Source organism: Pannonibacter sp. I15F10I1 (genome assembly GCF_900185665.1).
GTDB lineage: Bacteria > Pseudomonadota > Alphaproteobacteria > Rhizobiales > Stappiaceae > Pannonibacter > Pannonibacter indicus.
The window spans coordinates 254,877-269,215 of record NZ_FYAN01000029.1 but is presented as its reverse complement, the minus strand read 5'-3'; the positions used below and the strand labels follow the sequence as shown (position 1 = coordinate 269,215).

The 14,339-nt window shown below is 62.0% G+C and carries 14 protein-coding genes; 10 read left to right on the top strand and 4 right to left on the bottom strand.

Going from position 1 to position 14,339, the window contains the following annotated elements:
- Positions 1–194 precede the first annotated feature (194 nt).
- The 3 genes from IF10I1_RS22085 to IF10I1_RS22075 all read left to right on the top strand — a co-directional run bounded on the left by IF10I1_RS22085 (position 195) and on the right by IF10I1_RS22075 (position 1,749).
- The gene (locus IF10I1_RS22085) at positions 195–1,094 is read left to right on the top strand and encodes a LysR family transcriptional regulator (RefSeq protein ID WP_050472156.1); all 900 of its coding nucleotides are present in this window, start codon (positions 195–197) and stop codon (positions 1,092–1,094) included.
- Positions 1,095–1,171: 77 nt separating this feature from the next.
- Complete coding sequence (locus IF10I1_RS22080) at positions 1,172–1,453, top strand: type II toxin-antitoxin system RelE/ParE family toxin (protein WP_186424662.1); 282 nt, start codon at positions 1,172–1,174, stop codon at positions 1,451–1,453.
- A 2-nt stretch (positions 1,454–1,455) separates the two neighbouring features.
- Positions 1,456–1,749, top strand: coding sequence for an addiction module antidote protein (locus IF10I1_RS22075; protein WP_186392151.1), 294 nt, complete (start codon positions 1,456–1,458; stop codon positions 1,747–1,749).
- 87 nt (positions 1,750–1,836) lie between these two features.
- Here IF10I1_RS22075 and IF10I1_RS22070 read toward each other — a convergent pair whose 3' ends face one another.
- Complete coding sequence (locus tag IF10I1_RS22070; protein WP_186424661.1) at positions 1,837–3,261, bottom strand: pyridoxal-dependent decarboxylase; 1,425 nt, start codon at positions 3,259–3,261, stop codon at positions 1,837–1,839.
- Positions 3,262–3,684: 423 nt separating this feature from the next.
- On the opposite strand from IF10I1_RS22070, the gene IF10I1_RS22065 reads away from it, so the two are divergent.
- From IF10I1_RS22065 to IF10I1_RS22050, 4 genes are all read left to right on the top strand, one after another.
- Positions 3,685–4,101, top strand: coding sequence for a globin family protein (locus IF10I1_RS22065; RefSeq protein WP_186392149.1), 417 nt, complete (start codon positions 3,685–3,687; stop codon positions 4,099–4,101).
- Between the two features lie 66 nt (positions 4,102–4,167).
- Entirely contained in the window at positions 4,168–5,241 is a 1,074-nt protein-coding gene (locus IF10I1_RS22060) for an anhydro-N-acetylmuramic acid kinase (protein ID WP_186392148.1), read from the top strand.
- Positions 5,242–5,322: 81 nt separating this feature from the next.
- A complete protein-coding gene (locus IF10I1_RS22055; RefSeq protein WP_026355445.1) occupies positions 5,323–5,940 on the top strand; it encodes a GntR family transcriptional regulator in 618 nt (205 codons plus the stop codon).
- A gap of 140 nt (positions 5,941–6,080) precedes the next feature.
- On the top strand, positions 6,081–7,163 hold the full coding sequence (locus IF10I1_RS22050) for a TRAP transporter substrate-binding protein (protein ID WP_186392147.1): 1,083 nt from the start codon (positions 6,081–6,083) through the stop codon (positions 7,161–7,163).
- Positions 7,164–7,243: 80 nt separating this feature from the next.
- Here IF10I1_RS22050 and IF10I1_RS22045 read toward each other — a convergent pair whose 3' ends face one another.
- Positions 7,244–7,648 carry an MAPEG family protein gene (locus tag IF10I1_RS22045; protein WP_186392146.1) on the bottom strand — a complete coding sequence of 135 codons (405 nt, stop codon included), beginning with the start codon at positions 7,646–7,648 and terminating at the stop codon, positions 7,244–7,246.
- A gap of 238 nt (positions 7,649–7,886) precedes the next feature.
- Positions 7,887–8,585 carry a GntR family transcriptional regulator gene (locus tag IF10I1_RS22040; protein ID WP_186392145.1) on the bottom strand — a complete coding sequence of 233 codons (699 nt, stop codon included), beginning with the start codon at positions 8,583–8,585 and terminating at the stop codon, positions 7,887–7,889.
- A gap of 176 nt (positions 8,586–8,761) precedes the next feature.
- On the opposite strand from IF10I1_RS22040, the gene kynU reads away from it, so the two are divergent.
- Together kynU and kynA are read left to right on the top strand one after the other, a co-directional pair.
- Positions 8,762–9,991, top strand: coding sequence for a kynureninase (gene kynU, locus IF10I1_RS22035; RefSeq protein ID WP_186392144.1), 1,230 nt, complete (start codon positions 8,762–8,764; stop codon positions 9,989–9,991).
- Position 9,992: 1 nt separating this feature from the next.
- Positions 9,993–10,835 (top strand): tryptophan 2,3-dioxygenase, encoded by an 843-nt coding sequence (gene kynA / locus IF10I1_RS22030; RefSeq protein ID WP_186392143.1) that lies wholly within the window; start codon positions 9,993–9,995, stop codon positions 10,833–10,835.
- A 42-nt stretch (positions 10,836–10,877) separates the two neighbouring features.
- On the opposite strand, the gene IF10I1_RS22025 is transcribed toward kynA, so the two are convergent.
- On the bottom strand, positions 10,878–12,971 hold the full coding sequence (locus tag IF10I1_RS22025) for a bifunctional diguanylate cyclase/phosphodiesterase (protein ID WP_186392142.1): 2,094 nt from the start codon (positions 12,969–12,971) through the stop codon (positions 10,878–10,880).
- 691 nt (positions 12,972–13,662) lie between these two features.
- On the opposite strand from IF10I1_RS22025, the gene kynB reads away from it, so the two are divergent.
- On the top strand, positions 13,663–14,298 hold the full coding sequence (gene kynB / locus IF10I1_RS22020; RefSeq protein ID WP_186392141.1) for an arylformamidase: 636 nt from the start codon (positions 13,663–13,665) through the stop codon (positions 14,296–14,298).
- Positions 14,299–14,339: the final 41 nt, after the last annotated feature.

Sequence of the window (14,339 nt, the reverse complement as noted above, 5' to 3'; positions counted from 1 at the left end):
GAAAATTTTTATGTTTTGCGTTTCTCTATCTGAAAAGAAGAATAGTGATGTCCAGGCATCTGGGGAATTAAAGAATAAAAATCAACAAGATGCCGGATCATGAGCAGAATTTGACAGCTCGCTGCTCAAGATGAAGGCGGCCCCATCTGAAAATCAGATGGGCTCTGATTGGAAAATACGGGAGGGGTGCAATCATGTCGATCAGCCTGAGGCAGATCCGCTACTTTGTGGCGACGGCGGAGCAGGGGCAGGTGTCGCAGGCCGCCATTCATCTGTCGATCTCCCAGTCGGCGGTGACGACGGCGATCAAGGAGCTGGAGCAGATTGTCGGCTCGCCGCTGTTCGAGCGCGTGTCCCACGGCATGGAGCTGACGGAGGCCGGGCGGCAGTTCCTCTCCCACGCCTATGAGATCCTGCGCAAGGTGGAGGAGGCAACGCATCTGTCGCTGACGGGCAGCGAGCTGACCGGGCGGCTGACGGTGGCTGCCACCTACACGGTCATGGGCTATTTCCTGCCCCTGCATATCGAGCGGATCCGCCGCCGCCTGCCGGGGCTGGATATTCAGCTGCTGGAGATGAACCGGGAGTCCATCGAGGAGGGGCTTCTGACCAACCGGCATGACATTGCCGTGCTGCTGACCTCTAACATTCTCAATCCGGAACTGACCACGGAAAAGCTGATGAGTTCGGCCCGCCGCCTCTGGGTGCCGGGCCAGCACCGGTTGCTGTCCGCGCCCTCAGTCGGCCTCAGGGAAGTGGCGGAAGAGCCCTACATCATGCTGACGGTGGATGAGGCCTCGCATAGCTCGCTGAAATACTGGAGCCAGTCCGGCTATCAGCCGCATATCACCTTGCGCACCTCGTCGGTGGAAGCGGTGCGCTCGCTCGTCGCCAATGATCAGGGCGTCGCCATCCTCTCCGACATGGTGCACCGCCCTTGGTCGCTGGAGGGCCGCCGCATTGAGACCATCAACCTGCGCGATCCCGTGCCTTCCATGGATGTCGGCCTTGCCTGGCGCAAGAACGCCGAATTCACCCCCGCCATGGCCGCCATCCGCCGCTATTTCCGCCAGACTTTCCACCTGCCGGGGTGAGGGGGCACCAGAAGGCTGGTAAGGGTGGGTGTAAATTATAATTTACACCCACCGGCCGCTGGCACTATATTCCTCGCATGATCGAAGTCCGCCAGACAGCCGTCTTTCGCGGCTGGTTTGCTGAGCTGAAAGACTTGCGCGCCCGAAGCCGGATTGCCACCGTGCAAAGTGGTTTATTGGGCGATGTAAAATTCTTCGATGGCATAGGCGAGCTTCGTATCGATTATGGCCCGGGCTATCGCGTTTATTTCGTCCGCAAGGGTGCTGTGGTGATCATCCTGCTGTGCGGGGGAGACAAAGGCAGCCAAGCCCGCGATATCCGCAAGGCTAAGATGATGGCTGCGGATCTGGAGGAATGACCATGGCACTTGAAACCTTTCCGTTCGATGCCGCCGGGCACCTGACAGATCCGGTTGATCAGGCGGAGTTGCTGAACGAAGCCTTGGGAAGCGGAGATGCCGCCGCTATCGCTTCCGCCCTCGGGATTATTGCCCGGGCGCGCGGCATGACTGAAGTCGCCCGCGAGGCCGGTGTAACCCGTGTCGCGCTTTACAAGTCCCTGAGTGAAGAGGGAGACCCCCGCCTGACAACCCTGCTGGGAGTGATGCGGGCTTTGGGGATGAAGCTGTCTGCTGAGATTACGCCGGCTTCCTGACTTAAATTGCAGTCTTGGCCTCCGCCGTATCCTTGTAGCGGAACCGGCAGGCAGGCCAGATGAAGCCTGACTGCCGCATATGGCTGACTACCCGTCTTTGCGCGCAAGGCCGGTGATCACATCAAAGGCCAGCATCACGTCATCGCGGGTGGTTTCGAACTGGCCGGCCTGGAAGCGCAGGACGAAGCGGCCGTCTACCAGCGTCTGGGTGAGGTAGATCCGCCCGTCCGCATTGATGGCCTCCAGCAGCGCCCGGTTGGCGGCCGCAATGGCCTCCTCATCGCCGGAGAGATGTTCCGGGCGGTAACGGAAGGTGAAGAGCGAGAGCATGGGATCGGTGATGATCTCGAAATCCGGCTCGCCGCCGAGTTTCTGTGCCAGTTCCACCGACCAGGCCACGTGATTGCGGATCATTTCACGCAGGCCGGTGAGGCCATGGGCGCGCATCAGGAACCAGAGCTTCAGTGCCCGGAAACGCCGGCCCAGCACCACGGACCACTCGGAATAATTGGTGATTTCGTCCTGACCGGATGTCTTCAGATACTCCGGCCGGATGGCAAGGGCGCGCACCTGCTGGGAAGGATCGCGCAGGAACTGCACCGTGCAATCGAACTGGGCACCCAGCCACTTGTGCGGATTGATGACGATGCTGTCTGCGCCCTCAATGCCATCCCACAACTCGCGGAATTCCGGGCAGATCATGGCAGACCCAGCCCATGCCGCATCGACATGCATGTAGAGGTCCTCGCGGGCGGCAATCTCCACCACGGCGCGGATATCGTCCGTGCCGCCGCATCCCGTGCCGCCCACGCAGGCGATGATGCCGGCCGGCAGATATCCGGCCTCACGGTCGGCGGTGATGGCGGCTTGCAGCGCCTTCGGGTTCATCGCCCGCCCCGGCCCTTCGATGGGAATGCGCACCAGATTGTCCGCGCCAAGACCTGCAAACCAGATCGCCCGGTCGATGGAGGTGTGCACCTCGCCCGAGCAATAGACCCTGAGGCGCGGCTGACCGGAGAGGCCTTTGCTGTTGCCTTGCCAGCCAAGGGCGCGCTCGCGCAGGGTCAGAACGGCAGCCAGCGTGGCAGAGGAGGCCGTATCCTGCAGCGTTCCGGAAAAATCTGCAGGAAGGCCAATCGCCTGACGGAACCAGTCCGTCACCCGGCCTTCCAGCTCGGTTGCCGCCGGTGAGGTCTGCCACAGCATGCATTGCGCCGCCATCGCGCTGACGAGATACTCGGCAACAACGGAGACCGGCGCGGCATTGGCCGGGAAATAGGCGAAGAAGCGCGGATGCTGCCAGTGGGTCATGCCGGGCAGGATATCGGCCTCGAAGCTCTGGAAGATCGCCTCCATGGCCTCCGGCTCTTCCGGCGGGCTGGCAGCAATGCGGGCGGCAATTTCGCCGGGGGCTGTCTGGGCCCGCACCGGACGATCCCTGAGGCCTGCCCTGTAGTCAGCACCCCAATCGGCTGCGCGCCGCGACCAGTGGCGGAATTCTTCGCCGTCCATATATGCCTCCCTGCAAAGACGTAAGGCGAAACTGTTAGCGCCAGTCCTGCGGACCAACAAGCTGCAAGAGGATCGTGTGCGGAAATGTCTGCTCTGAATTTGCAGTTCGCGCGCAAGGTGCCCGGTATGAGGAGCGCTCATGTGCCGTTCAGGCATATGTTGCGCGGCCTCTGCCTGCCGCCATGGAAGTCCGAAGGTACTCCCCTTCTTGCGCCTGTCAGATCACGCCATCTTTGGCGCGGCATGATAAAATGAGTTTGAAATAGTTTTTCACGCCGGACACTTCATTTCACGCTGGTACTGCTTGTCTCCCGATGAGATATTTATTATTGATAATGCAGTAATATCATTACATCACAGCGCCTCCGCTCCTACGGGCGGTGCCTGTGCCAACCGCAGATGTGGTTCAGTGGAGGGGTCGAGGTGACGCCTGAGCAGATCCAACTTGTGCAAGCAAGCTTCGACCGGCTGCGCCCGCAAGGGACTGCCGTCATCTCCGGCTTTTACGGCCGCCTTTTCGAATTGTCTCCTTCCTTGCGCCCGTTGTTCCGCAGCCCGCTTCCCGCACAGGAACTGCGGCTTCTTGAGGCGCTATCGGCGGTTGTGAGCATGCTGTCCAACCTGCAGATGCTTCTGCCGGAGCTGGAAACCCTCGCCAAGCGCCATGTGACCTATGGCGTCAGTGCCGCCCATTATCATGCCGCTGGCGATGCCCTGCTGTGGACACTCGAGAGCCACCTTGGCGAAGCCTTTACACCTGAGGTACGCTCGGCATGGATGGCAGCCTATGCAACGCTGTCCGACATCATGATTGCGAGCGCGGAATACCGCGCAGCCTGAGCAGGCGCGCAGAACGGCAGCTTGCCGGGAGTGCCGCGCCCGCGCCGGCAAACCGGAGTTTCAGCCATGGATCCGATTACAGTGCTTGGCACGATCAGCGGCACCTCCGCCGATGGTATCGACATGGCCCTGATCACGACAGACGGGGAACGGCTGCTGTCGGCAGGGCCAGCAGAAACCGAAGCCTATGCTCCCGAGACCCGCGCGGCCATTCTGGCCACCATCGCTGCAGGGCCCAGGCGCAGGGATCTTTGGCCGGGTCTGGCCGAAGCCGTCACCCGCGATCACGCCGTGGCCATTGCCGCCTTTCTGGCACGGCTGGAGCGCAAGCCGGATCTCGTCGTCTTCCACGGCCAGACGGTCTGGCATGATCCCGCCGCTGGCGAGACCGTGCAGCTCGGCAACCCGCAGAAGCTGGCGGATGTGCTGGGGCTGCCGGTCGTGGGTGATGTGCGGCAGGCGGATATGGAAGCGGGCGGGCAGGGCGCGCCGCTGGTGCCGGTCTATCACCGGGCGCTGGCCGCAGGCCTGAAGCAGCCGCTGTGCTTCCTCAACATCGGCGGGGTGTCCAATCTCACCTATATCGACGGCGAGCATCTGATGGCCTTTGACATCGGGCCAGGCAATGCGCTGCTGGATGATTGGATCCGCCAGTCCGGCCTCGGTGATTTCGACCGGGACGGACGTTGGTCCGGGGCAGGGCATGTGGAAGCCTCACGGGTGGAAATCGCCCTGCGCCATCCCTATTTCGCCCAGCCTGCCCCCAAGTCGCTGGACCGTAATGCCTTTTCGCTGAAATGGGTGGAGGGCCTGTCGTGGCTGGATGGCGCGGCAACACTCGCAGCCATCACGGCGGAGGCTGTGGCCCGGTCCGCCGCCCTTCTGCCGCGCACGCCGAAAAGCTGGATCGTCTGCGGCGGCGGGCGGCGCAACCAGACGATCATGGCGGAGCTGGCGCAGCGGCTGGATGCGGATGTGGTCAGCTCGGATGTGCATGGCATCGACGGCGATGCCCTGGAAGCGCAGGCAATGGCTTTCCTTGGCGCGCGGTTCATGGCAGGTCTTCCTACCAGCTATCCGCATACGACGGGGGCGCGCGAGCCGGTGATCGGCGGACGCCTCTACCGCCCCTCAGCCTGAGGCGCCTGAAGATACATGGACAAGAGCAGACCCATTGACGAAGACGAGGTCTTCGGAAACCGCGAGCGGCACGACGAGCGGCTGAACGGGGCCGAAATCTACCGCCGGCTGGTGGAGGCCATCGAGGACCGCACGCTGAAGCCGGGCGACCGCCTGCGTGAGGCAGAGCTCGCCGAGATTTTCGGCGTCAGCCGCACACCGATCCGCGAAGGCCTGAAGCGGCTGGAGGCGCAAGGCCTCGCCATTCACGAGCCGAACCGGGGCATGGTCATCCCGACGCTGGATCACCGGCAGATTTCCGAGGTCTATTACATGCGCGAGGTGCTGGAAGGCACAGCCGCCCGCCTGGCTGCCCAGCATGCGTCCAACGCCGAAATCGAGATCCTGACCGAACTGGTCGAGGCGGACCGGCAGCGGGTGGCGGACGAAAAGTCCATGGTGCGCTCCAACAGGGAGTTTCACCGGCGCATTTATCTCGCCTCCCACAACCGCTATCTCGTCGGCCAGATCGACCATCTGCGCCTGTCGATGATCCTGATGGCCGGCACGACGCTGGACACACCCGAGCGGCGCGAGACGGCCATTGAAGAGCATGCCGCCATCGTGCGGGCCATTGCCTCACGCGATCTCGATGCCGCAGAGACGGCTGCCCGCCGTCATATCGAACACGCCCAGAAGACCCGCCTGAAGCAGAACTGAAGCCCGCATCCGCTGGTCTTACCCACCCGGAAAGAACGGGCAAAAACAACAGTTTCCATCTGGTCAAGCGGCCTTGATGCGGTCTACGATCACAGGTGGAAATTCTGCTTCGGGCTCGAAGCCCGCCGGGAGGTCAATCAATGAAACGCCGTGATTTTCTGAAAACGGGTGCGCTTGCGGCTGCGGCCGCGCCTGCCCTTGCAGCGCCCGCCCTTGCGCAGGCAACGCTGAACCTCAAGCTCGTGGGCGGCTTCCCGCGCGGCTTCCCCGGTGTTGGCACCGGGGCTGAAAAGCTTGCCAAGCGCATCGAGGCGATGAGCGATGGCAAGGTGAAGATCACCTATTACGGCGGCGGTGAACTGGTGCCTCCCTTCGAGGTGTTCGGCGCGGTGTCGAGCGGTGCAGCCGACATGGGCCATACGGCGTCCTATTACCATGCGGGCAAGGTGCGCGCGGCCATGTACTACACGACCGTGCCTTACGGTCTGGAACAGTCCGAACTGTCGGGCTGGATCGCTTATGGCGGCGGTCAGGCGCTGTGGGACGAGGCCTATGCCCCGTTCGGCGTGAAGCCGTTCTATGCGGGCGGATCGGGTGCGCAGGCTGGCGGCTGGTTCAAGAACCCGGTCACCAAGCTGGATGATCTGGCAGGCCTCAAGATGCGCATTGCCGGTCTTGGCGGCGATGTGATGCGCAAGCTGGGCGTCGTCACCGTGCTGACCCCGCCGCCGGAAATCTATCCGGCTCTTCAGTCCGGCGTTGTCGATGCGGCCGAGTTCGTAGGCCCGTGGAACGATGTGGCGCTGGGGCTCTACAAGATCGCGCCCTACTACTACCTGCCGGCCTTCCACGAGCCGGGCGCGGCGCTGGAGATGATCGTGAACCAGAATGTCTGGGGCAACATGTCCCCGTCGCTGCAGGCCATCTTCGCCAGCGCCGCACAGGCGCAGGGCGAGGATACGATTGCCGAGTTCCGCTACAACAACACCCGCGTTCTGGCCGATCTCGTCAGCAAGGGCGCCAAGGTCTCGGCCTTCCCGGATGATGTGGTGGCGGCGCTGGGCAAGGCCTCGCGCGAGGTGCTGGAGGCCTATCCGCAAGGGGATGCCGTAGCCGAAAAAGTGCACGCCTCCTACATCGCCTACATCAAGGAATGCGCGTCCTACACCAAGGCCATGGAAGAGCGCATGTACCACGACCGCGCCGCCGTCTGGGGCGTGTGACATGAAAAAGCCCGGACAGCTTGCAGGCTATCCGGGCTTTGCTTTTTGACGGGCGATTGGTCTTCCCGCCGGGACCTGATTCACACCACCGCCAGCACGATGCCCGTGACCGCAGAGATGGCGAGCGTGGCAAAGGTGAGGATCATGCCGGTCATCCGGAAGATCAGCTGCTCCTTCGGCTGGGAAACGCCATAGGCGTGCGATATGCGGCCGGTCGTGAAAGCAAGACCGAGGGCATGCACGAGCAGAACCGGTGCCCCCTGCAATTCGCACATGAGGATCAGGATCAGCACCAGCGGCACATATTCGGCAAAGTTGCCGTGCACGCGCTGACGGCGCAGCAGTTCGGCGTCGCCGCCATCACCCAGCGCCAGCTGCAGGCTCTTGCGGCGGCTGACGACGCGAAAACTCAGGAAGAGATAGACCAGCCCCAGAATCCCGGCATAGATGGGGGTGGCGCTGAGAAGAAGTGCTGTCTGCTGCAAGATGGTTCTCCCGCTGCGGGCCGCAGTGGCCCGCTCTCCTGCTGACGCGAGCAAGCTCCCGTCTCCCGTCAGGGTTTCAACATTCGACAATATTCACGGCGAGGCCTCCGGTCGAGGTCTCTTTGTATTTTCGGGCGTGCCAGTGTGATGCTGCGTCCCATTGTCTGGCTGCGTCCGGCGGCACCGCGAAGGTTCAATTCAGCAAGAAGTGCCACGCACACGGAGCAATGTCAGGGCCTCAGGACCACAAAGCCTCAAAAACCGCGAGCGAAAAGCCGATATGATCCGTCAGAAGGCGGGAAGCGCGGTCCGCGTCGCGGTCGAGAGCGGCCTGCATCAGCTCCGTGTGCGGGCCAAGGCCAAGCGTTTTCTCATAGGTCTCCCGCAGCCGCCCTTGCGGATCGTCATCCATGCGGGCGCGCACCTCCAGAGAGCTGAGCATATGCCGCTGGTGGCGCCGGAGCTGGTCATTTACCTGGCTGGCAAAAAGCTGCAGCCAGGGGGCCTGCGTGCCCGAGAGAAGGGCTGCGTGAAAGGCATCGTGCCGCCGCTCCCACAGGTGGATGGCATCGCGCGCCGCATGCGGCACCGGCACGGGCGTTGAAGCCAGCTGGTGATGGGCCGCGACCACACGCCCTTCCCACTCTTCCCCGCCCTCGGCAATGGAGCGGATGAAAAGCCTTGGCTCTATGGCAAGCCGCGCGTCCTGAAGATCGCGCAGGCTTTCCGCCGAGACGCCGCAGACCCTGTAGCCGCGATTTGGCATCAGCACCACCAGCCGCTCTGCCTCCAGCCGCGACAACGCCTCGCGCAGCGGCGTCCAGCCAAAGCCGAACCGCTCCTTCAACAGGGAAACTGTCAGCGGCGCATCCGGAGGCAGGGTGCATTCCAGAATGGCACTGCGCAGGGCGTTGTAGGCGTCTTCCGTCTTCGGCATTCCGCTCGGTGGTCCCGGTTGAGATTTCCCGTGCATCTGAGCAGGAATATATGACCTGTCAAATTATATATAATCCTTGCGAGCGTGCAGGTCCGCTGTTAGCGTGACCGCATGAGGCAGCCGTTGCTGCGGCAGTGCGCCCAGAGGGCGCGGCAAGACCGACTGAGGGAGATTTCATGTCCGGAACATCCAGCGTTCATCCGCTTGATCAGGGCGATCCGCTTGGGCCCAAGCGTGCCGCCTTTGCCCTGCCCGAGGGCGTCATCTATCTGGATGGCAACTCCCTTGGCACGTTGCCCGCCCATGTGCCGCAGCGGGTGGCCGATGTGGTGAGCAAGCAGTGGGGCGAGAGCCTCATCCGCGCCTGGAACGAGCATGACTGGGTGGATCTGCCACGCCGTGTGGGTGACCGGATCGGCCGTCTGGTGGGCGCCGCGCCCGGCACGGTGATTGCCGGTGACAGCACGTCGATCAACCTGTTCAAGGTGCTCTCGGCTGCCCTTGCCCTGCGCCCGGAGCGCAAGGTGATCTTCTCCGACACGGGCAATTTCCCGACCGATCTTTACATGGCGCAGGGCCTGCGGGACCTGCTGGGTGCTGGTCATGAGCTGCGTCTTGTCGAGCCGGAAGAGGTTGCGGATGCCATCACGGACGAGGTCGCGGTGATGATGATCACCCAGGTCGACTACCGTACGGGCCGCCGTCATGACATGGCGGCGCTGACCCGCCTTGCCCATGAGGCTGGAGCTCTTGCTATCTGGGATCTCGCCCATTCCGCCGGTGCCTTCAAGGTGGAGCTGGATGCCTGCGGCGCCGATTTTGCCATCGGCTGCGGCTACAAGTATCTGAACGGCGGCCCCGGTGCTCCGGCTTTCCTTTATGTGGCAGAGCGGCACCAGGCCGTTGCCCGCCAGCCGCTGAACGGCTGGATGGGCCACGATGCGCCGTTTGCCTTTGATCTCGATTACCGCGGCGCCAGGGGCGTCGACCAGTTCCGCGTCGGCACGCCGCCGATCCTGTCGCTCTCCGCCCTGGATGCGGCGCTGGATGTGTTTGACGATGTAGATATGGACGTGCTGCGGGCCAAATCCGTTTCCCTGTGCGAACTGTTCATCAAGGAGGTGGAAAGCCGCTGCGAGGGTCTGGAACTGGCGAGCCCGCGCAATGCGGATGAGCGCGGCAGCCAGGTCTCCTTCCGCTTTGCCGAGGGCTATGCCCTGATGCAGGCACTGATCGCACGCGGCGTCATCGGCGATTTCCGCGCACCGGACATCGTCCGCTTCGGCTTTACCCCGCTCTATCTCTCTCACGGCGATGTGGTGAAGGCTGTCGATATTCTGGCGGACATTCTCGCTACCCGCAGCTGGGATGCACCGCAGTTCAAGACCCGCGCCAAGGTGACCTGAGATGACCGCCAAGACCCCCTATGATCCCTCGGAAGACGGCGCGCAGATGCGTTTTGACGGGCGCATGTCCTATGGCGACTACCTGTCGCTGGACAAGATCCTGACGGCACAGGCGCCTCTGTCCAAGGCCGATGACGAGTTGCTGTTCATCATCCAGCACCAGACATCCGAATTGTGGATGAAACTGGCGCTGCATGAACTGGCTTCAGCCAAGGCCCATATCGCCAGCGGCAACGCTCAGCCGGCCTTCAAGCTGCTCACCCGCGTGGCGCGGATTTTCGAGCAGCTGAATTCGGCCTGGGATGTGCTGCGCACGATGACGCCCAGCGACTACACCACCTTCCGCGCGGCGCTCGGCCAGTCTTCCGGCTTCCAGTCGTTCCAGTACCGGGCGATCGAGTTCATGGCCGGCAACAAGAATGCGGCCATGATGCGCCCGCACGAGCATGTGCCGGAGGTTCACGGCTGGCTGGAGGGCATCCGCCAGGAAACCAGCCTCTACGATGAGGCGATCCGCCTGCTGGCCCGCTCCGGCTTCGAGATTTCGGAAGCGATGCTGAACCGGGATGTGTCGCAGCCCTATGCGGCGGATGAGACGGTGCGGGCCGCCTGGATCGAGGTCTACCGGGACCCGGCGCGCTACTGGACGCTCTATGAGCTGGCCGAGAAGCTGGTGGATTTCGAGGATTACTTCCGGCGCTGGCGCTTCAACCATGTGACCACGGTGGAGCGGGTGATCGGCTTCAAGCGCGGCACCGGCGGCACCAGCGGCGTGGTCTATCTGCGGCGCATGCTGGAGGTGGTGCTTTTCCCCGAACTGTGGGATCTGCGCGCCGATCTGTGACCTCACCGCAGGTCCCGGTGAGCCAGTCTCATCGGGACCGGATCAGGCCCGGCGGGGGATGGCCTGCCGGGGCTTGCGCACTTTCAACACCTTGGACTGGTTGCGCCGCCGCTCCTGATCCTCTTCACACTGCAGGATAAGATCCGCAAAGGGGACCGGGCGGCTGAAGTGGAAGCCCTGATACTCGTCGCAGCCATTGGCCCGCAGCCACTCAAGCTGTTCGGCCGTCTCGACGCCTTCCGCCACGATCCGCACATTCAGCACATTGCCGAGGGAGATGATCAGCCGGGTGATCGGAGCTGCCGTCTTCAGGTCATTGATGAAGGTGCGGTCGATCTTCAGCACGTCAATCGGATAGTTCTGCAAATAGGCAAGGTTGGAATAGCCGGTGCCGAAATCATCGATCAGGATATTGTAGCCGCACTTCTTCAGGCGTGACAGGGAGAAGCGGACGGACGGACTGTCGCCCAGAAGCATGGATTCGGTGATCTCGAAGCCGATCTTGCGCGGATCGCAGCCGGTCTCCTGCGGCAGCAGCAGAAGCTTTTCGATCAGCTCCTGATCCTGGAATTGGCGCACGGACAGGTTCAGCGACAGGCTGATGTCAATGCCAGCGTCTTGCAGATGCCTCTGGTGCAGCGCCACTTGCCGGTAGACCCATTCGCCCACCTCCACGATCATGCCGGTCTCTTCGCAGGCCGGGATGAAGCTGCCGGGGCTCAACAGGCCGCGCCTGGGATGCTGCCACCGGATCAGGGCTTCGGCCGAAAGGATCGCGCCGGTCTTGACGCAGACGCGCGGCTGGAAATGCAGGAGGAACTCGTTGTTCTCCAGCGCCCGCCAGAGGTCCTGTTCCAGCGCCACACGTTCATCAAGGCGCTGGCGCAGGTCCATGGAGAACGGGGTGACCTTGTTGGCCCGCCCGCCCCGCGCCTCGTAAAGCGCAAGGTCGCCATGACGCATCAGGGTGTCCATGTCCTTGCCGTCGTCCGGGCAGACGCTCATCCCTGCGGCGGCGGTGACCTGCAGCATCTGACCGCCAATGTCCATGGGCTCGATGAACAGATCCAGCAGCTGCCGGCCGAAGTCCTGCGGGTTGAGGCCGTTCATCCGGTCAGGAATGCAGACAATGAACTCATCGCCGCCGAGCCGTGCCACCGTACCTTTGTCACCCGCAAAGCCGGACAGCCGCGCCGCGGCTGCACTCAGCAGCAGATCGCCGGTGACATGGCCAAGGGTATCGTTGATGGCCTTGAAGCCATTGAGATCGATGAAATAGAGGTAGAGGCTCCGGCCTTCGGTCAGGGACGCATTGATCATGGCCGGGAGTTGAGACTGAAGATAGAGCCGGTTCGGCAATCCGGTCAGGAAGTCGTGGTCCGCCAGGAATCTGGCCCGTTCCTGGGTTTCCTTCAGCTCGGTGACATCAATCTCGCTGACCAGATAGGCCTGCACGCCGGTGACCGCATCGCGGCAGGTTCTGGCTGTAATCTCGTGCCAGCGGATGCCATGTGTGGTGCGGGTCTGGGCCACGACCTTGCAATCCGAGCCGTAGTCGAGGGCTCCCATCAGGGCCTCAGCGATGGTTCCGTCGACAAGCCGGTTCTGGAGGGTGAGATCGGCTTCGATCTGCGATGCGCGTGAGGCTGGATTGCGGTAGAGCGGCGCGCCATTGCGCGAGAACAGGGAGATCATGACCGGCGTATGCAGCAGCGCTTCAGCACTGCGCAGGGTCTCCGGCCTGATTTCGTGGTTGACGATGCCTTCGCACAGCATGCCGGTGCGCCCGTCCTTCAGGCGGATTCCCCGGAATATCACCTGCAGCGTTTTGGGTTCCCCAAGAGGGTAAAGTGTCCAGGTTTCGGCAAAACGCGTATCGCTCCGCTGGAAGTCGGCCTTGTACTGGTTCAGCCGTTCGGCGACCGCCCGGGACATATCGGAGCCGAGGTCACGGGAGCGCAGGTGTTCGATGCTCGAAGCTCCCCACACATCGAGGCCACCGGCATTGGCCCACAGGATACGCTTCAGATCAAAGTCATAGATCCAGAGTGCGGTCGAGATACGGCCGAGCTGGGCAAGCAGCTCTCCTGCTTCCACCTCGCAAATCTGGAAGATATCGTCCGTCACTGACTTCATTTAACTGGTGCCGTATATCCTTGGGGTCAATTTTCGAAAATCAGCATATATATCTACAATGACGATCTGGCGTTGATATCGTGAAGCTTGACAGACTTCGAAGAATCCAAAGAAATGCCAAGCCTCTTTCAATCTCTAATCGCATTCTCATGTATCAGTATTCATTGAATGTGTTTTCCAAGCCTTAATCGGGATAGTTACGAATAAGTAAATTTTAATGCATGCGCGTTGCCAAATTCGTTTGAGACTATGCCGCTTTCAGGTTTTAACGCCGCTCAGGTGGATGGTTATGGTAAATAGGTACGGACAGCCGGAATATGGAAGAGATTGAAAATACTTAGAATTTCATTTCACATCTTGTCTGTTCAGGGCAGCAGATGCCGTTGTATTTATCTCTGGTTGAATCCAAGTGGTTATAAGGCGTGCAGTTTTGGTATCCGGGAAAGCGTCTCCGGCCAGCCAGCTGGTTCGGCCTTGTCAGGGGAGGCGAAAAGGCGCTCTTGATATATTTTAAATTTAAAGTAATCTCATCGGCAGACTGCTTCCGCGCTTCATCGGGCGTTGTCAGGCCAAGGCTTCGGGATGCTGGCGCATCCCGCCTTGATTGCTCCGGCGCCGCACCGGCTTGACCGGCTTTCAATGAGTGAGGCCCAGTGAGAGTTGGTATTGCTGGCTGTAACCGGAGTTCGCTTTGTCCCGTCTTATCGACATAACCCCGCCGCTTCGGTCCAGTTCTGCCGTCTTTCCGGGTGACGCGCGCTTCGAGCTGCGGCAGACCTTCTCCATTGGTCCCGGCTGCCCGGTCAATGTGGCGGCTTTCTCCATGTCCGTGCATTGCGGCGCCCATGCGGACGCGCCGCTGCACTATGCGAAAGAGGGCGCCACGATCGATCAGCTGGCGCTGGAGGACTACATCGGTCCGGCCCGGGTGATCGACGCAAGAGGTGCTGGCCCCCTCGTCGAGCCGCAGGATATTGAAGCAGCGCTGACGGACGTGCCGCAACGGGTGCTCCTGCGCTGCGAAGAGAGCCTTGATCCGGATGTGTGGCCGGAAGGCTTCCGCACTCTGGCGCCGGAGACGGTCGAACTGCTGGCCTCCCGGGGCGTGCGGCTGGTGGGTGTCGATGTGCCGTCGGTTGATCCGGACACGTCCAAGGATCTTCCCTCTCACATGACCGTGTTTCGCCATGACATGCGAATTCTGGAAAATCTGGTACTGGCGGGCGTCGAACCGGGGGATTATGAGTTGATTGCTCTGCCCATCCGGCTAGAAGGACTGGATGCGGCGCCTGTCAGGGCTGTCCTGCGCACGCTTGCGAGGGACTGAGGGAAATCTGACACCGGGCGCAAAAAGAAACAATAAGGGCG

Coding starts and splice junctions, on each gene's coding strand:
- IF10I1_RS22050 (WP_186392147.1), top strand. CDS start 6,081: ATGAAACGCCGTGATTTTCTGAAAACGGGTGCGCTTGCGGCTGCGGCC.
- kynA (WP_186392143.1), top strand. CDS start 9,993: ATGACCGCCAAGACCCCCTATGATCCCTCGGAAGACGGCGCGCAGATG.
- IF10I1_RS22075 (WP_186392151.1), top strand. CDS start 1,456: ATGGCACTTGAAACCTTTCCGTTCGATGCCGCCGGGCACCTGACAGAT.
- IF10I1_RS22040 (WP_186392145.1), bottom strand. CDS start 8,585: ATGCCGAAGACGGAAGACGCCTACAACGCCCTGCGCAGTGCCATTCTG.
- IF10I1_RS22025 (WP_186392142.1), bottom strand. CDS start 12,971: ATGAAGTCAGTGACGGACGATATCTTCCAGATTTGCGAGGTGGAAGCA.
- IF10I1_RS22085 (WP_050472156.1), top strand. CDS start 195: ATGTCGATCAGCCTGAGGCAGATCCGCTACTTTGTGGCGACGGCGGAG.
- IF10I1_RS22060 (WP_186392148.1), top strand. CDS start 4,168: ATGGATCCGATTACAGTGCTTGGCACGATCAGCGGCACCTCCGCCGAT.
- IF10I1_RS22080 (WP_186424662.1), top strand. CDS start 1,172: ATGATCGAAGTCCGCCAGACAGCCGTCTTTCGCGGCTGGTTTGCTGAG.
- IF10I1_RS22070 (WP_186424661.1), bottom strand. CDS start 3,261: ATGGACGGCGAAGAATTCCGCCACTGGTCGCGGCGCGCAGCCGATTGG.
- kynU (WP_186392144.1), top strand. CDS start 8,762: ATGTCCGGAACATCCAGCGTTCATCCGCTTGATCAGGGCGATCCGCTT.